Origin of the sequence: Sphingomonas citricola, from assembly GCF_019429535.1 — a bacterium.
GTDB lineage: Bacteria > Pseudomonadota > Alphaproteobacteria > Sphingomonadales > Sphingomonadaceae > Sphingomonas > Sphingomonas citricola.
In genome coordinates, this window is the sequence record NZ_JAHXZM010000001.1 from 84,840 (window position 1) to 100,739 (window position 15,900).

The window sequence follows — 15,900 nt, forward strand, 5'->3', positions numbered from 1 at the left end:
TGCGCGCTCAGTCGCGGCGGTTGCGCCAGAAAACGGCCGCCGCGGCGGCGATCCCCGCGGCTGCAACTCCCCCCGCGACGATCGCGGCGGTTCGGCGACGCTGAGGATGGCGGCGCCCGCCCTCGACACCGCTCGCCCCCGCGGCCGGTTCGTGGAGCGCGCCGGACTTATCCTCGCCGGCCTCGGCGCGATCGGCCCAAACGTCCATGAAGCCGTTCATCATCGCAGCGCCCAAATTCGGCACCGCCAACTGCCCGAGTTTCAGCAGGCACGCGGGCGCGCCGACGACGGTCGTGTTGCGCGGGCGCTTGGCGAGCCTGACCACCGCCTCCGCGACCGCCTCCGGCGCGAGTGCGCCCGGCGGCAGCGACAGTTTCGCGCCGGTGTAATTGCCCGCATGGTCGATGCCGGGCGTATCGACGAAGGTCGGATAGACGTCGCAGACGTGGATGCGCGGGTGTTTCGACACCTCGGCGCGCAAGGCCTCGCTGAACCCGCGCAGGCCGAATTTGCTCGCGGCATAGGCGGCGGCATGGGGCGTCGCGAAGAAGCCGCCGACCGAGATCATGTTGACCCAGGTACCGCGGTCCTGCGCGAGGAAGATCGGCCACACCGCGTGCGCGTCGTTCATGTGGCCGATCAGGTTCGCCTCCACGACGCGGGCGTGATCCGCCATCGGGACGTCGTGGTATTTGCCGACGACGCCGACGCCGACGTTGCTGAACCACAGGTCGATCTCGCCCAAAATCGCCTGCGCGTCGGCAGCGAAGGCGGCGACCGCGGCGGCATCGGTCACGTCGACCGAGCGCACCTCCGCGGTGCCACCTGCCGCGCAGACTTTTGCCGCAATGTCCTCCAGCCCGGCCTCACCGCGTGCGGCGAGCACGAGGTGCGCCCCCTTCTTCGCGAAGGCGAGCGCGGTCGCCGCACCGATGCCGCTCGACGCGCCGGTGATGACGACGCGCGTGCCGGGCTTGGAGGACCGCCGGCTCATCGGCCGATCGCGTCCTTGACCGCGTCGGTGGCCTTGGCGAGCAGGCCCTTCTCGGCTTCCTCGGCCTCTTCCTTGGTCTTGAACGCGGCACCCTCGGGCTCGGCGGGGGGCGCGTAGACCGAGAACAGCTTCAACGCCGACGTCCCCTTGTTGACGATATTGTGCTGCGATCCCTTGGGCACGACGACCATGTGGTTCGGCCCGGCCTTGGTGTTGTGGCCGTCGATCGTGACCTGCGCCTCGCCGGTGACGATGAAGGTGGTCTGGTCGGCGGGATGCGTCTCCATCCCGATTTCCTCACCCGCGGGGATGCTCATCAGCACCACCTGCACCTTGTTGTCGCGGTACACTTCCTTCTGCCACAGCTCGTTGCCGTTCGCGAGCTCGACCATGTCCTTGTTGAAGATCGCCATCATTTCTTCCTTTCAAATGGTTGCGGGGAGAACGACGCAGCCCGGCGAGCGTTCATTCGGCCGGCAACAATCATTCGAAACGGACGCGCGTGAAATTCCTGGTGGTGGAAAGCGAGACGGCGGACGACCGTGCCAAGCGGCGCGCGCGTGCGGGCAAGAGTTCGGGCGAGAGTTTCCAGGCGACGCTGGAGCAGATGGCACCGGGCGCCGCGGTGACGCGGGTCGAGCCCGCCGACCCCGATGGCGATCGGATGGACGCGGATGCGGTCGCCGCGTTCGACGCGGTGTTCCTGACCGGATCGCCGCTCCACGTCTACGACGACGCGCCCGAGGTGGAGCGGCAGGTCGCGTTCATGCGCACGGTATTCGACAGCGGCGTGCCCGCGTTCGGATCGTGCGCGGGGTTGCAGGTCGCGGTCGCGGCCGCGGGCGGGCGCGTGCGGCCGATGCCTGAGCGGCTGGAAGCGGCGATCGCGCGGCGGATCACCGCGACCGACGACGGACGCGACCATCCGCTGCTCGCTGGCCGCGCTCCCGCGTGGGACGCGGCGGCGGTTCACACCGACGAGGTCGCCGAACTGCCGGACGGTGCGACGCTGCTCGCATCCAACGGCGTGACCCATGTACAGGCGGTCGAGATCCGGTCGGGTCGCGGGGTCTTCTGGGGAGTGCAATACCACCCGGAACTGAGCCCCGGTGAAATCGCGAGCGCGATCCGGGCACAGGCAGCCTCACTGGTCGAGGCCGGCCTCGCGAGCGACGAGGCCGCGGTCGAGCACTGTTCAGCGCTCCTCGACCGTATCCAGCACGACCCCGATGATCACGCCGCGCGTTGGGAATTGGGTGTCGACGACGAATTCGCGCACGAGGACCGGCGGCGGTTGGAAATCGCCAATTTCATCGCGGCGGTACCCGGGCTTCGCCGGGGCGTTTAATGCGCGAGCAGCGTGGCGAGCGTCACCGGGGCGAAGTCGCGCGCGTCGACCCCGACGTCGAACTGTCGGGTCATCGGCTTCAGTCGGCCGTGGCTGTGTCCGTGCAGATTGATCGCGCCGCGCGACTGACCGTTCCACGACCGGAAGGGGTAGTGGCACAGCACGAGCGTGCGGTTGTCCTCCTCGATCTCGGCATAGTCGGCGACGCTCGCCCAGCCGGCGGCTGCTAGCGTCGCGTCGGGGTCGTTGTTGCCGCGGATCAGATGTTTGGTGCCGTGCAGGCGTGCCAACAGCGCGGCGACGTCGGCGGCGCGGCGGGCGACGTCGCCCAGATGTCAGACCTCGTCGTCGGGCGCGACCGTCGCGTTCCACCGCTCGATCAGCAGCGCATCCATCTCCGCCACTGATCCGAAGGCGCGGCGCTGGATATTGATCGTGCGGTGATCGCCGAAATGGGTATCGGCCGTGAAAAATCGTGCCATTGCGATACGCCCTTGGTCCAGAAATAACGCCGCTACGGACCGATTGTAAGACTCTGTTGCTGCCGGTGCGGTCGTGGCCATCGTATCAGCGCGGCGGGACTCGACAGGGGCGTTATGCGGCGGTTCGACTATTTCACGGGCGCGCGGGACCGGTGGCGGACCACGGCCGTCTTGCGCGCGCGACAGGTCAAGGTGGACCACGGCACCGACGCCATGACCTACGTCAACGGCCGTATCGCGCGCGCCTACTGGGCCAGTTTCCAGCGCCGTCGCTGGAGCTACATTCGCAAGTTGCTCGAACAGGGCCTGAACTGACCCAAACCGGGCACGCCGGCGTGTGTGCCCGGTGCCTACGCAGGCTCGAGCAGGTCGGCGAGATACGGATGCGACAACACGCGCTGCGCGTTGATCGCGCCGATCGCGCTGTCGTTGACGAGGCGTGACCCCGCAACCGTCCGGTACAGCGCGACGCAGCGTTCAATCCGGCCGAAGCGCGCGCCCGCGGCGGCGGCGCGGGTGTAGAAATCCCAGTCGTTGCAATTGTGGAAGCTGGGATCGAAACCGTCGACGTCGGTCACGGTCGCGCGTCGCACGATCGACCAGCTCGGCCCGATCACGCCACCGGTGCTGAGCGCGTAACGGATGTCGTCGCCGAACCAGCCGCATTCGGGCACCCCGGGCGTGCCGCCATCTTCCACCCGCGCGAAGAAGCCGACGAGGATGTCATACGCCTCCGCGCGTTCCAGAAGCGCGCGCGCCGCGCCCGGCAGCCAGACGTCGTCGCTGTCAAGGAACGCGACCCAGGGCGCGCGGCATATCGACACGCCGACGTTGCGTGCGTTCGACGCGCCGCCGTTGCGCGGCAGCACCGCGGCCTCGACGTTCGCATGTGCATCCGCCAACCGTCGGATCACGCGTGCACTGTCGTCGCGCGACCCGTCATCGACCAGCACCACCCGTGTCGGCGCGTGTTCCTGTGCCAGCACGCTTTCCAGCGCATCGGCGACGACGTGCGCACGATTGTAGCAGGGAATGACGACGTCATAGGCGGGCAGGGGAAGGTCGATGCGGTGATCGTCGGCCGGCAGGTACATGGCATCCTTTGTGGTTCGGGCACGCGCAGCGACGCAGCAACGATCATGCAATCGTACTTTTTTACGCCGCCACGGAACTTGTTGCGAAATTGATGTAGATATAGCCTGTTCTGGCGATATCGGAAAGTCCGCCCACCCAGTCCGGGTCGCATCGCAGCGACCATTCGTCGCACCGGGCCGCGGTCTAGTCGGGGGTGTCGAGGATCGCGGCGGCTTGCCAAAGCGTGGTCATGATCGCCGCCGGAATGGCCGGACTGGTGCACACGATCGTCGGCGACGGATGCGGCATCGACAGTATTGGCAGCTCGGGCCGATGCGCCGCGATCACCGGTGCTGCCTCCCGCGCCACGCGTCCGGCGAGCACCACGACGCGCAGGCGCGGCAACAGCACCAGCCAGTCGGGCAGTACACTCAACCCCTCGCGTATCTCGCCGCGGCGCAGCGGCCGGTTGCGCGCGCCGGACTCATGTACGATCCACGGCACGGTGTTCCACAGAACGGTGTCGCAGCGCGCGATCCTTGCGTCGGCAAGGAACCGCGTCAAGTTGCGCGCGGTCCCCGTCGGATTGTCGCGTGACACCGTGCGCTCGGCGTCATCGCCAGGCCCGGGCGTCTCGAGCAGAACCAGCATCCGTGCGGCCGCCCCGCCGTCGGCAGCGTCGAACCGCGGCATCCGCCGCCCGCTGTCGGCAAGCGCGCGCCGCCACGCCTCCAGCCGTCGCTGCGTGTCGTCCAATGGGACCGCATGTGAAAGGTCGGTCTCGCGGTTCACGATGGATGATAGCGGATGCCGATCCACAGCGTCCGCGGCGTCGCGCGCTCGACCATGTCGGCGCCGCTCACCCCGGTCTCGACACGCTCGTCGAATACATTCTCCGCCCGTATCTCCAGCGCCAGTGCGCGCACGAGCGGGAGCGAGAGATAGCCGTCGATCGTCGTCGCGGGCGCGAGCGTGCGCGCGTTGGCGTCGTCCTCGAACTGGCGTGCGACATGGCGCAGCGTGGCCGAAACGGCCACTCCATCGCGCCGCCACCCGATCGTCGCGGACACGGCGTCGCGTGGCGTCTGCGCCGGCCGCAAACCGTCGAGTGTCGCGGCGCTTCCCGATGCCTCGACGCGCGGCGACACATGGCTCCACGACGCGCGCGCGAAAATTGGCCCGGCGACGTTCCAGTCGGCGTCGAGCTCGAGCCCGGTCGACCTGATCGCGTCGAGGTTCTGCCGCACGCGGTACACACCCGCCGCGGAGACGACGCCGACGCCCGGAAAGGTCCCCGGACCGCGCGCGACCGTCACGTTGGCGATCGCGTCGTCGAGCCGGTTCCAGAACATCGTCGCGGTGATGTCGACGCGCGCGGCGGGGGTGACCGTCACGCCGGCGTCGAGCCCGGTCAGCCGCTCGGGGCGGAGCACGGCACTGGCGGCGGTCGCGTCCGCGCCGACGCGGAATGGGCGGTAGAGTTCGTTGAGCGTCGGCAGCCGCCAGCCGCGATAACCCGATGCACGGACGGTGATCGCGTCGTTCAGTCGGTACGCCGCGCCCGCGCGTCCGGTCGCCTCGGTGCCGTCGCGATCGGCGAACCGGCTGTCGCTGAAGACGGTCGCGGCGGTGATCGCGCGTTCGCTGAGGAAACCGCCGTTGATCGACCAGCGATCGATCCGCCCGCCCAGCGTCAGTGTCAGCGGCCCCCGCGTGCCGCTCGCATCGGCGAACGCGCCGACCGTGGTGCTGCCGCCACCCGCGACACGCCGCCGCGTCGGAACGCCGTTCGCGTAGCTGTAGAGCTCCTGCGTCCGCCCATCGACGGCGCGCCAGTCGACGCCGAGCCGCAGGTCGGTCCCCGCGCCGAGCGGCGGCACCAGTTCCAGCCGCGCGCCCATGCCGGTCGCGGGGGTGTTGTACTGGTCGAGCGTCTGCGTCGCGGTCGTACGCGCCGCGTCGATGCTCGCGAATTGCGACGCGAACGCGCGCGTCTGCAGGTAGGCGAGCGCGGAATAGCCCCACCGGCCGCGCCCCACCAGCCGCAGGCTCGCGTCCGCACCGTCGCTGCGGTTCGCAGTGAAACGCGTCCCACGCGTGCGACGGTCGGTGAAGGCGCTGACATTGGCCTGCACTTCGGTGTCCGCCCCCGCGCGGATCACCCCCCGCACCGCGCCCGACGCCTGTTCATAGGGTGCGCGGCGATCAGCTGGCCCGCGGTCCTCCGCCACGATCGGCACGAAGCCGTCGCCGCGCGCGTAGGCGCCCGACAGCGTGGCGAATCCGCCGTCGTTGGTGAACGCTGCCGATGCTCGCGCGTCGAGCGCGGCGCGGCTGCCGTAGGCGAAATTGCCTTGGACGCCCGCCGATTGCGACGGCGTCGCGCTTTCCAGCTCGACCGTGCCGGCCAGCGCGCCGGGGCCGAAATAGCCACTGCCGCCGCCGCGGGTCACGCGGATCCGCCCGATGCGATCGGTCGCGTAGGCGGGGAAGGGGACCCAGCCGCCGAACGGGTCGGCCTGCGGTACGCCGTCGAGGATCAGCAGCGCGCGGCTCGACGCGTTGCCACCGATCCCGCGCAGCGAAATCCCCTGGCTCGTCGGGTTGGCCGAGCGCGAGTCGGAACGGCGGAACTGCTGCAACCCCGCGACGTCGGCCAGGATGCTCTCGAGCCGGTCGGCCGCATCGCTCTCGATCCGTGCGCGGTCGATCGTGACCACGCTGGCGGCCACATCGCTGGGGCGATCCTTCAGCCCGCGGCCGGTGACGACGATCTCCTCGCCCGCCACGGGCACCGCGCCCGGGGCGATCGCCTGAGCCTGCGCGGGTGCCGCGACGCCGAGCAGCAGAGCAAGTGTGACGGAGCGACGGATCATTCGGCTGCTTCGAAGCGGCAAGACAAGGGGCTGGCATCGCGCGGCGGCAAAACCTCGCCCGAGCGCCGCCACCCGATCAGCGCCAGTCGGCGTCGGCATGCTCGCCCAGTCGCGGGCTGGCGCGGTCGGCAACAACGCGGTGCCCGTCGATCGTGATCGGCGCGGCCAGCCCGGCGAGCCCGTCGACGCTGATCTGCATCCCGCGCGCGATCACCTGCGGGTCGGCGAACACCTGGTCGACGCGGTTGACCGGTCCGACCGGTACGCCTGCCTCCTCCAGCGCGGCGAGCAACTGCGCGCTTTCCCATTTCACCGTTTCCGCGATAATCAGCGGCAGCAGCGCGGCGCGGTTGCGCACCCGTTCGGGATTGGTCGCGAAGCGCGCGTCCTCCGCGAGTGCGGGTGTGCCGAGCACCGCGCAGAACTTGCCAAACTGCCGGTCGTTGCCAACCGCGACGATCAGGTCGCCGTCGCTCGTGGGAAAGCTCTGATAGGGTGCCAGGTTGACGTGGCCGTTGCCCATCCGGCCGGGCACGATACCGCTCGCCATCCAGTTGAGCGCCTGATTGCCGAGGACGCCCACCTGCGTGTCGAGCAGCGCCATGTCGATGTGCGCGCCCACGCCCGATCGCTCGCGTTCACGCAGCGCGGCGAGGATCGCGACCGCGGAATATACGCCGGTGAAAAGATCCGCGATCGCGACCCCGCTCTTCTGCGGCGCGCCGTCGGGCTCGCCGGTCAGCGACATGATCCCGCCCATGCCCTGGATGATGAAGTCATAGCCCGCGCGGTGCGCGTAAGGCCCGGTCTGCCCGAATCCCGTCACCGAGCAGACGATCAGCCGCGGGTTCGACGCGCGCAACGCGGCGGCGTCTAGCCCGTATTTGGCAAGGCCCCCGACCTTGTAATTCTCGATCACCACGTCGGCATCCGCTGCGAGCGCCCGGACACGGTCCTGCCCCTCAACGCTGGCGATATCGATCGCGACCGAGCGTTTGCCGCGGTTGCAGGCGTGATAATAGGCCGCGGACAGGTTGGTGCCGTCCGCCGCGGTGACGAAGGGCGGCCCCCAGTGGCGCGTGTCATCGCCCTCGCCCGGTCGCTCGACCTTGATCACGTCAGCACCCAGATCGGCGAGCAATTGCCCGCACCACGGCCCCGCCAGGATGCGCGCGAGCTCGAGTACGCGAAGACCCGCGAGCGGGCGAGGCGGGGTAGGGGGCGCATCGGTCATGGCGACGCTTGTAGGCGCGAACCGCGCGAAGTCGACAGGCCGGGCGCACGTCCCCCGGCCCGAAATGCGAAGCGGCCCGCGCGAGGGCCGTGGTCCAACCACGGACCCCGCACGGGCCGCCGTCAACGCGTGATCGGGCGATCAGGCGGAGAGGCTGCGCCCACCGCCGGGGCCACCGCGACCGCGACCGCCGCGCCGGCGGCCGCCGCTCGCATTGGCATAGCTGCGCCCACCGGTGTTCGCACCCGCGCCGCCGTTGCCGCCCTGCGCACCACGTGCCGAGGCACCGCCCTGCGCCGGGCGTGTCGCACCGCCGCCGCCGCCGTGCGCGCGCGCAGGCGCCTGCGGCTCGTGCTGGCGCGAACCGTGCGCGGGCCGCGGCGCATGCGTCGCCTTCGGACGCGCGGGACCGCGCTGCCGGTCGACGCGCGGCGCGGGATCGGCGCCGATCGCCTTGACGCGCTCGGCCTTCAGTTCGTTCGCGCGGCGCATGAAATCGTCGGGAAGCGCCACGACCGGGATCTTCTGCCGCGTGACCTTCTCGATATCCTTCAGATACGGCTTCTCGTCGTCGGCGCAGAACGCGATCGCCTCGCCGCTCGCGCCCGCACGTGCGGTGCGGCCGATGCGGTGGACGTACTGTTCGGGCACGTTGGGCAGCTCGAAGTTGAACACATGGCTGACGCCCGACACGTCGATACCGCGCGCAGCGATGTCGGTCGCGACGAGGATCGGCACTTCGCCCGACTTGAACAGCGCCAGCGCGCGCTCGCGCTGCGGCTGGCTCTTGTTGCCGTGGATCGCGCTCGCCGCGATGCCGTTGCCCGCGAGCAGCTTCACGACGCGGTCGGCGCCGTGCTTGGTACGCGTGAAGACGAGCGCGCGGTCGATCTTCGTTTCGCGCAGCATGATCGTCAGCAGCGCCTGCTTCTCGGCCTGGTTGCAGAACACGACGCTCTGATCGACGCGTTCGGCGGTGGTCGACGCGGGCTTGATCGAGACGGTGGCCGGGTCGGTCAGGAACTGCGCCGCCAGGTCGCGGATCGCGACCGGCATCGTGGCGGAGAAGAACAAGGTCTGGCGCTTGCGCGGCACCATCCGCACGATCTTCTTGAGTGCGTGGATGAAGCCGAGGTCGAGCATCTGGTCGGCCTCGTCGAGCACCAGGATCTCGATCATCGACAGGTTGATGTAGCCCTGCTCGACGCAGTCGATCAGGCGGCCCGGCGTCGCGACCAGGATGTCGACACCGCGGCTGACGTCCTGCCGGTTCTTGTTGATGCTGGTGCCGCCAAACACGGTCGCGACCGACATCTTAGAGAAGGCACCGTAGCCGCGCGCGCTTTCCGCGATCTGGCTGGCAAGTTCGCGCGTCGGGGCGAGTACAAGCATGCGGACGTGCGTAGGCAGGACGCGCTTGTCGGCGGCGACGAGGCGCTGGATCGAGGGCAGCACGAACGCCGCGGTCTTGCCGGTGCCGGTCTGCGCGATCCCGAGCAGGTCGCGGCCCTCCAGCAGGGTGGGGATGCTGTCGCGCTGGATCGGCGTCGGCTCGGAATAGCCCTTGGCCTCGATCGCGCGGACGAGCGGCTCGGCGAGGCCGAGATGTGCGAATGACATGGAAATATGGTCCCAAATAATCGAACCCCCGCCGCGCCGGGGCACGAAGAGGGTGGGGGTAAGAATAGACACCCCGCGTGACATGGGAGGTCGGTCGATGATCGACCGAGGCGGAGCCGGACCCCTTGCGGGGTCGATCACGCTGCAAACGCCTCGATGTCGCGATATCTGCTCGCTGCGCCGCAAAAAGTCAAGGTTTGGGGTTGAACCAGCCGGCGCAGCATGTGTTCAGGCTGCTCGTCCCCATCAACATCGTTCATCCCGGATAGTCGATTTCGACCATGGCCGTCTCGTTTTCCCAATCTCCCCGCGACGAAGCGCTCAGTATCGGCCGCTGGTACTGGGACGTCCGAACCGACCGGATCACTGCCGATGCGTCGTTCGCGACAATGTACGGCGTGCCTGCCGACGTCGCGGCGCAGGGTGCGCCGATCGCCACCTTTTTCGGCGGGATCCACCGCGACGATCTGTCGCGCGTCCAGGCCGCGATCGCGCGGACGCTCGCGGTCGGCGATCCGTTCGAGGAGGAATACCGCGTCGTCGATGTCGACGGGCAGGTCCGCTGGCTCGTCGCGCAGGGGCGGGTCGAATATGACGGGACGGGCGCGCCGCACGCCTTCCCCGGCATCAGCTACGACATCGACGCGCGCAAACGTCACGAATTGCGGCTCGCCGCGACGGTCGAGATCAACGACCGGCTGCGCGCGGGCGGCGATGCGGGCGATCTGGCGCTCGCCGCTGCGGAGATACTCGGCCGCGTCCTCGACGTCAGCCGCGCGGGCTACGGTACCGTCGATCCGCGCGACGAGACGATCACGACCGAGCGGGCCTATTGCGCGCAGGGGATCGCCCCGCTGCCCTCGCTGCTGCATTTCCGCGATTATGGCAGCTATATCGAGGATCTGAAGGCGGGCGTCACCGTCGCGATCCCCGACGTGCGCCATGATCCGCGCACCCGCGACACCGCCGACGGCCTGCGCGAGCTGTCGGCCATGTCGTTCATCAACATGCCGGTAACCGAACGTGGCGGCTTCGTCGCGCTGTTGTACCTCAACAATGCGGTGCCGCGCGCGTGGAGCGAGGAGGAAATCGCCTTCGTCCGCGACGTGGCGGAGCGCGTGCGCGACGCGGTTGAGCGTCGGCGCGCGGAGCACGAACTTGCCGCCTTGAACGCGCGGCTAGAGGAGGAGGTCGACGCGCGCACCGCCGAGCTGATGCGCGCGGAGGAACAGCTCCGGCAGGCGCACAAGATGGAGGCGGTGGGACAGCTCACCGGCGGCCTCGCGCACGATTTCAACAATCTGCTGACCGGCATCTCGGGCGCGCTCGAGATGATGCAGTTGCGCGTCGGGCAGGGGCGGGTGAACGAACTCGACCGCTACGTCGCCGCGGCGCAGGGGGCGACCAGACGCGCGGCCGCACTGACGCACCGCCTGCTCGCCTTCTCGCGCCGCCAGACGCTCGATCCCCGGCCGACCGACGTCAATCGGCTGGTGGCCGGGATGGAGGAACTGATCGGGCGCACCGTCGGCCCGTCGATCACGCTCGAGGTGGTCGGCGCGGCGGGGTTGTGGCCGGCATTGGTCGACCCCAACCAGCTCGAGAACGCGCTGCTCAACCTGTGCATCAACGCGCGCGACGCGATGCCCGACGGCGGGCGGATCACGATCGAGACCGCGAACAAATGGATTGACGAGCGGACCGGGCGCGAGCGCGACCTGACGCCCGGACAATATCTGTCGCTGTGCGTGACCGACACGGGCGCGGGCATGACGCCCGAGGTGCAGGCGCGCGCGTTCGATCCGTTCTTCACCACCAAGCCGCTCGGGGAGGGCACCGGCCTCGGGCTGTCGATGATCTACGGTTTCGCACGGCAATCGGGTGGGCAGGTACGCATCTATACCGAGCTGGGCGAAGGGACGACCTTGTGCATCTACCTGCCGCGCTTCTACGGCGGCGAGGTGGAGGACGGCGCGACGGTTTTGCAGGAACTCGCCGCGGCGCAACCCGACGGACAGCGCACCGTGCTCGTCGTCGACGACGAACCCACGATCCGAATGCTGGTGGCCGAGGTACTGGCCGAGCAGGGCTATACCGTGCTGGAAGCGGGCGACGGTGCGAGCGCGCTCCGCCTGCTCGCCTCGGGCATCACGCCCGACCTGCTCGTCACCGATGTCGGCCTGCCCGGGCAGATGAACGGGCGCCAGCTCGCCGACGCGGCGGTCGCGCAGATGCCGGCGCTGCGCGTGCTGTTCATCACCGGCTATGCCGAGAATGCGGTGATCGGCAACGGGCAGCTCGCCCCACACATGGCGCTGGTGACGAAGCCGTTCGCGATGGACACGCTCGCCGCGAAAGTCAGCCTGCTGCTTGCCGATTGACCGTCACGCGGCGAGCGCCCCCGCCGCGATCGTCAGCGCGCCGAGGCCCACCGACAGCGGCACGCGCAGCCGCATCCAGTTGGCCGGCGCGATACCCCGCGCGACGAGCGAGCGATCGACCGGCAGCGTCAGCAGGATCGCGCTGCCCAGTATGACAAGCGCGATCGGCAGGTGAACCGATGCGAGCGCGAGGATCGCTCCCGCCACGAGGCTCGGCACCACCGCCAGCGCGACGAGCAGCGGCTGCCCCGATCGCAGGAACATTGCGAAACCCCACCACATCCCGCCGAGGAAACTGAGGATCAGCGCGCCGTAGCCAAGCGCGATCATCCCGCCGGACAAATATCCCAGTCCCGCGAGCAGCGCCGCCGCGGTCTGCGGCAACAATCCGGCGACGCCCAGCGCGAAGGCGGCATGGCCGACGGGAAAGGGAAAGAACCCGGCATCCGGGCGTGCGTCTCGACGATCCATTCGCCACTCCTGCCTGTTCGCTTCCGGCCCGCATTCGCGTCCGGCCCGCATCCGTTTCAGCCTTGGGTACGCAAGATGCGGATGATCGATCCATCGCGCGTTTACGATGCGCGATGTTAAACGGACCGGTAACGATAGCCGCGCTAATGGGCGGGCATGTCCCCCGTTTTTTCTTACACTTTACCATTGGTGCAGATCGTCGGGGGGCTCGCCGCCCTGATCGTCTTCGCTTTCGCGCCGCCCGAACGCGGTAACCTGCTCTACCTGCCACTGACGCCCCGGGCGCAGCCGGCGCAGGCGGCGCTGGGTGACGGCTTCGCGCTGCTCGCGCGCGGTCCGCTCGGCTCGGTGGTGGTGCGCGCGACGCACGCACGCGACGCCGCGCGGCTGCTGCGCGCGGGCATTCTGGTGGTCGCGGCGCCGAGCGCGCTGTGCGGCGCGGAGGTCGCAGCATGAGCGATGCTGAGATGACGCCGATCGACCAGACGCGCCGCTCGGCCGCGCTCGATGACCTGCGCCGCCGCGGGGTACGCGCGCTCGTGGTCGCGGGCTGGCTCTGCGTGCCGTTGCTCGCCGCGGGCAACGTCCTGCTCGACCGCCCGATCTTCGGGCTCGAGCTGGCGGTCGCGGTGATGACGCTGGTGCTGCCGACCATCATGGCGTTCAACGGGCGGTTCGATCGCGCCGCGCGACTGACGGTTGCGGTCGCGGCCGCGATCATGCCGGCGGTGTTCGTCTATCTGCTGCGCGGGCATGCGTGGCAGATGGACGCGCACATGTATTTCTTCGTCGCGCTCGCCGCGCTGACGTTGCTGTGCGACTGGCGTCCGATCGCGCTCGCTTCCGCGCTGATCGCCGTCCACCACCTGCTGTTCGAGGCGCTGGTGCCCGACTGGGTGTTCGCCGGGTCGGGCAATCTCGGTCGTGTCATCTTTCACGCGGTGGCGGTCGTGCTCCAGTTCGGCGCGCTCGCCTATGTCACGCAGCAATTGCGCAACTTGATCATCGCGCAGGACCATGCGGGCCACGAGCAGGAACGTGCGCGGGTGCGGAGCGAGGAATTGTCCGCCGCGGCCGAAGCGGCGGCGCAGCGCGCGGTCGAGGCGCTCGCCGCGGCGACGGCTGCCGAGGAACGCTCGACGCGCGACCGTGTCCGCCGCGAACAGGCCGAGCAGCGGCTGGCGAGCGAGCGCCGCGCCGCGCTGCTGACGCTGGCGGGGGCGTTCGAGCATACCGTCGCGGGCGTCGCGGTCGCACTGGAGGAAGCATCGGCGCAACTCGTCAATTCGGCCGTCTCGCTCAACGAACTCGCCGCGGACGCCGGGCATCAGGCGACCGAGGTGGTGGCGGGTGCGGTGCAGGCATCGTCGGCGGCGCAGGGGGTGGCGGCAGCGATCCGCGACCTGTCGGGGTCGATGGAGACGGTCGCACAGCACGCCGAGGCGCAGCGCGACCTGACCCGTGCCGCGCGCGACAGCGCGGCATCGAGCGATCAGGCGGTCCGCGCGCTCGCCGCGCGGACGGGCGACATCGGCGGCTTCGTCGAGCAGATCCACGGCATCGCCGCGCAGACCAACCTCCTCGCGCTCAACGCCACGATCGAGGCGGTGCGCGCGGGCGAGGCGGGGCGCGGCTTCGCGGTGGTCGCGGGCGAGGTGAAGCAACTGGCCGCCGGAACCGCGCGCGCGACGCAGAAGATCGCCGATCTGATCTCGGGCATCCAGCACGGCGTGTCGACCGCTGCGGGCGATCTCGACGCGGCGAGCGCGCTGGTGACGCGCGTCACGCTGGCGGCGAACGACATTCGCGAGGCGGTCGGGACGCAGCGCGTCGTGGCAGCGGAGATCGAGCGCACCGCCTACGACGCCGCGCGCGGCGCCGATTACGTCGAGCAACAGATTGCGGTGGTGGCGAGCGCCGCGACCGCGGCCGAGACGCTGTCGGGCGACGTCCGCGCGGCCGCCGCCAGTCTGTCGGCGCACGCGCGGCAGCTGCGCCAGTCAACCGATCGCTTCGTGGAGGAGCTGCGCGCCGACGCCGCCGCTTGAGCGCCAGGCCGGGTGAGGCCGAGCCCGCCCCTCACATCGACCGGATGCGCTCGTGAACCGATGCAGGGGCGAGAAAGCCGCCTGGATCGAGCGCTGCCAGGCGGGGCAATAAACAGGCGGGGCAGGACCATAGCAATCCGGCCCCGCACTTTCTTACAACTTGCGCGCGATCACTTCCTTCATGATCTCGTTGGTGCCGCCGTAGATGCGGCTGACGCGCGCCGCGCGCCACGCACGCGCAATCGGATATTCGTTCATGTACCCCGCACCGCCGTGGAGCTGGAGGCATTTGTCCATCACCTCCCACTCGAGTTCGGTGTGGAACAGCTTGGCGGCGGCGCCTTCCTCGTTGGTCAGCTCGCCGGCCAGATGCCGCTTGATGCACCAGTCGAGGTGCGCCCAGCCGACCTGCAATTTGGTCTTCAGGTCGGCGAGGACAAATTTGGTGTTCTGGAAATCGAACACCGTGCCCTTGAACGCCTTGCGATCCTTGGTGAAGGCGACCGTCTCGTCGAATGCCTTCTGCGCGGTCGCCTGTACCGACACCGCGATCGACAGGCGTTCCTGCGGCAACTGGCTCATCAGGTAGATGAACCCCATGCCCTCTTCGCCCAGGCAGTTGGTGATCGGCACGCGCACGTCGTCGAAGAATAGTTCGGACGTATCGGCCGCGTCCTGCCCGATCTTGTCGAGCTTGCGCCCCTTTCTGAACCCCTCGCGGTCGCTCTCGACCAGGATGATCGACATCCCCTTGTAGGCGGGTTGCGCGTCGGGGTTGGTCTTCGCGACCACCAGCGTCAGGTCGGTATTCTGCCCGTTGGTGATGTAGGTTTTCGAGCCGTTGATGACGTAATGGTTGCCGTCCTTCTTCGCCGAGGTGCGGATCGATTGCAGGTCGCTGCCCGTGCCCGGCTCGGTCATCGCGATCGCGGTGACGACCTCGCCCGAGACCATCTTGGGCAGCCACTGCGCCTTCTGCTCCTCGCTGCCGTAATGCTCGATATAGCCCGCGACGATGTCCGACTGGAGCGAGAAGCCCGCGGGCACCCCCGCATAGGCCATTTCCTCGTCGACGATCGCGTTGTAGCCGAAATCGAGCCCGAGCCCGCCATACGCCTCGGGCACGGTCGGACACAGCATCCCGACCTCGCCTGCCTGCCGCCAGAAGGATTTCGGCACCAGCCGATCCTTATTCCACTGGTCGGCAAAGGGTTGGCCTTCCTTGGCGAGGAAGCTGCGTACCGTCTGGCGGAACGCCTCGTGATCCTCGGTATAGGCCTGCCGGCCGGCGACGTCGTCGAGTGTCATGTGCGCCCTCTCGCGTGAATGATATGGCACGAGTGTCGCGAGCAGCGCGACGGGGGTCAAGTAA

General features: G+C 69.2%; 16 protein-coding genes. 5 read left to right on the forward strand and 11 right to left on the reverse strand.

The window, feature by feature from the left end:
- Window positions 1–7: 7 nt before the first annotated feature.
- Together KZ810_RS00440 and KZ810_RS00445 are read right to left on the reverse strand one after the other, a co-directional pair.
- Window positions 8–994, reverse strand: coding sequence for an SDR family oxidoreductase (locus KZ810_RS00440; RefSeq protein WP_219767052.1), 987 nt, complete (start codon window positions 992–994; stop codon window positions 8–10).
- Window positions 991–1,407 carry a cupin domain-containing protein gene (locus tag KZ810_RS00445; protein ID WP_219767053.1) on the reverse strand — a complete coding sequence of 139 codons (417 nt, stop codon included), beginning with the start codon at window positions 1,405–1,407 and terminating at the stop codon, window positions 991–993. The genes KZ810_RS00440 and KZ810_RS00445 overlap by 4 nt, the downstream gene beginning before the upstream one ends.
- Window positions 1,408–1,496: 89 nt before the next feature.
- On the opposite strand from KZ810_RS00445, the gene KZ810_RS00450 reads away from it, so the two are divergent.
- The gene (locus tag KZ810_RS00450) at window positions 1,497–2,342 is read left to right on the forward strand and encodes a type 1 glutamine amidotransferase (protein WP_308461452.1); all 846 of its coding nucleotides are present in this window, start codon (window positions 1,497–1,499) and stop codon (window positions 2,340–2,342) included.
- Here KZ810_RS00450 and KZ810_RS17105 read toward each other — a convergent pair.
- On the reverse strand, window positions 2,339–2,632 hold the full coding sequence (locus tag KZ810_RS17105) for a hypothetical protein (protein WP_258044240.1): 294 nt from the start codon (window positions 2,630–2,632) through the stop codon (window positions 2,339–2,341). The genes KZ810_RS00450 and KZ810_RS17105 overlap by 4 nt on opposite strands.
- 45 nt (window positions 2,633–2,677) lie before the next feature.
- The gene (locus KZ810_RS17110) at window positions 2,678–2,824 is read right to left on the reverse strand and encodes a metallophosphoesterase family protein (protein ID WP_258044241.1); all 147 of its coding nucleotides are present in this window, start codon (window positions 2,822–2,824) and stop codon (window positions 2,678–2,680) included.
- Window positions 2,825–2,938: 114 nt separating this feature from the next.
- On the opposite strand from KZ810_RS17110, the gene KZ810_RS00460 reads away from it, so the two are divergent.
- Window positions 2,939–3,139, forward strand: coding sequence for a hypothetical protein (locus KZ810_RS00460; RefSeq protein WP_219767054.1), 201 nt, complete (start codon window positions 2,939–2,941; stop codon window positions 3,137–3,139).
- 35 nt (window positions 3,140–3,174) lie between these two features.
- On the opposite strand, the gene KZ810_RS00465 is transcribed toward KZ810_RS00460, so the two are convergent.
- The 5 genes from KZ810_RS00465 to KZ810_RS00485 form a co-directional block, all read right to left on the reverse strand.
- Window positions 3,175–3,918 (reverse strand): glycosyltransferase family 2 protein, encoded by a 744-nt coding sequence (locus tag KZ810_RS00465; protein ID WP_219767055.1) that lies wholly within the window; start codon window positions 3,916–3,918, stop codon window positions 3,175–3,177.
- 184 nt (window positions 3,919–4,102) lie between these two features.
- Entirely contained in the window at window positions 4,103–4,654 is a 552-nt protein-coding gene (locus tag KZ810_RS00470; protein WP_219767056.1) for a uracil-DNA glycosylase, read from the reverse strand.
- Window positions 4,655–4,686: 32 nt separating this feature from the next.
- Window positions 4,687–6,774, reverse strand: coding sequence for a TonB-dependent receptor (locus KZ810_RS00475; protein WP_219767057.1), 2,088 nt, complete (start codon window positions 6,772–6,774; stop codon window positions 4,687–4,689).
- A gap of 76 nt (window positions 6,775–6,850) precedes the next feature.
- Entirely contained in the window at window positions 6,851–8,008 is a 1,158-nt protein-coding gene (locus KZ810_RS00480; RefSeq protein ID WP_219767058.1) for a CaiB/BaiF CoA transferase family protein, read from the reverse strand.
- 141 nt (window positions 8,009–8,149) lie between these two features.
- Window positions 8,150–9,628 (reverse strand): DEAD/DEAH box helicase, encoded by a 1,479-nt coding sequence (locus KZ810_RS00485; protein ID WP_219767059.1) that lies wholly within the window; start codon window positions 9,626–9,628, stop codon window positions 8,150–8,152.
- A gap of 281 nt (window positions 9,629–9,909) precedes the next feature.
- Between KZ810_RS00485 and KZ810_RS00490 the strand changes: the two genes are divergently transcribed.
- Window positions 9,910–12,009, forward strand: a complete 2,100-nt coding sequence (locus tag KZ810_RS00490; RefSeq protein WP_219767060.1) for an ATP-binding protein — start codon at window positions 9,910–9,912, stop codon at window positions 12,007–12,009.
- Between the two features lie 3 nt (window positions 12,010–12,012).
- On the opposite strand, the gene KZ810_RS00495 is transcribed toward KZ810_RS00490, so the two are convergent.
- Entirely contained in the window at window positions 12,013–12,480 is a 468-nt protein-coding gene (locus tag KZ810_RS00495; protein ID WP_219767061.1) for a DUF3429 domain-containing protein, read from the reverse strand.
- A gap of 156 nt (window positions 12,481–12,636) precedes the next feature.
- Here KZ810_RS00495 and KZ810_RS00500 point away from each other — a divergent pair, with 156 nt between their 5' ends.
- Window positions 12,637–12,936: a hypothetical protein gene (locus KZ810_RS00500; RefSeq protein ID WP_219767062.1), complete on the forward strand. Its 300-nt coding sequence runs from the start codon at window positions 12,637–12,639 to the stop codon at window positions 12,934–12,936.
- The gene (locus tag KZ810_RS00505; RefSeq protein ID WP_219767063.1) at window positions 12,933–14,528 is read left to right on the forward strand and encodes a methyl-accepting chemotaxis protein; all 1,596 of its coding nucleotides are present in this window, start codon (window positions 12,933–12,935) and stop codon (window positions 14,526–14,528) included. The genes KZ810_RS00500 and KZ810_RS00505 overlap by 4 nt, the downstream gene beginning before the upstream one ends.
- Window positions 14,529–14,681: 153 nt before the next feature.
- On the opposite strand, the gene KZ810_RS00510 is transcribed toward KZ810_RS00505, so the two are convergent.
- Window positions 14,682–15,836, reverse strand: a complete 1,155-nt coding sequence (locus tag KZ810_RS00510) for an acyl-CoA dehydrogenase family protein (RefSeq protein ID WP_219767064.1) — start codon at window positions 15,834–15,836, stop codon at window positions 14,682–14,684.
- Window positions 15,837–15,900: the final 64 nt, after the last annotated feature.

Excerpts from the sequence above, each read along its gene's own strand:
- KZ810_RS17110 (WP_258044241.1), bottom strand. The coding sequence starts at position 2,824 with ATGGCACGATTTTTCACGGCCGATACCCATTTCGGCGATCACCGCACG.
- KZ810_RS00475 (WP_219767057.1), bottom strand. The coding sequence starts at position 6,774 with ATGATCCGTCGCTCCGTCACACTTGCTCTGCTGCTCGGCGTCGCGGCA.
- KZ810_RS00480 (WP_219767058.1), bottom strand. The coding sequence starts at position 8,008 with ATGACCGATGCGCCCCCTACCCCGCCTCGCCCGCTCGCGGGTCTTCGC.
- KZ810_RS00510 (WP_219767064.1), bottom strand. The coding sequence starts at position 15,836 with ATGACACTCGACGACGTCGCCGGCCGGCAGGCCTATACCGAGGATCAC.
- KZ810_RS00465 (WP_219767055.1), bottom strand. The coding sequence starts at position 3,918 with ATGTACCTGCCGGCCGACGATCACCGCATCGACCTTCCCCTGCCCGCC.
- KZ810_RS00500 (WP_219767062.1), top strand. The coding sequence starts at position 12,637 with ATGTCCCCCGTTTTTTCTTACACTTTACCATTGGTGCAGATCGTCGGG.
- KZ810_RS00445 (WP_219767053.1), bottom strand. The coding sequence starts at position 1,407 with ATGGCGATCTTCAACAAGGACATGGTCGAGCTCGCGAACGGCAACGAG.
- KZ810_RS00440 (WP_219767052.1), bottom strand. The coding sequence starts at position 994 with ATGAGCCGGCGGTCCTCCAAGCCCGGCACGCGCGTCGTCATCACCGGC.
- KZ810_RS00495 (WP_219767061.1), bottom strand. The coding sequence starts at position 12,480 with ATGGATCGTCGAGACGCACGCCCGGATGCCGGGTTCTTTCCCTTTCCC.
- KZ810_RS00490 (WP_219767060.1), top strand. The coding sequence starts at position 9,910 with ATGGCCGTCTCGTTTTCCCAATCTCCCCGCGACGAAGCGCTCAGTATC.
- KZ810_RS00505 (WP_219767063.1), top strand. The coding sequence starts at position 12,933 with ATGAGCGATGCTGAGATGACGCCGATCGACCAGACGCGCCGCTCGGCC.
- KZ810_RS00485 (WP_219767059.1), bottom strand. The coding sequence starts at position 9,628 with ATGTCATTCGCACATCTCGGCCTCGCCGAGCCGCTCGTCCGCGCGATC.
- KZ810_RS00460 (WP_219767054.1), top strand. The coding sequence starts at position 2,939 with ATGCGGCGGTTCGACTATTTCACGGGCGCGCGGGACCGGTGGCGGACC.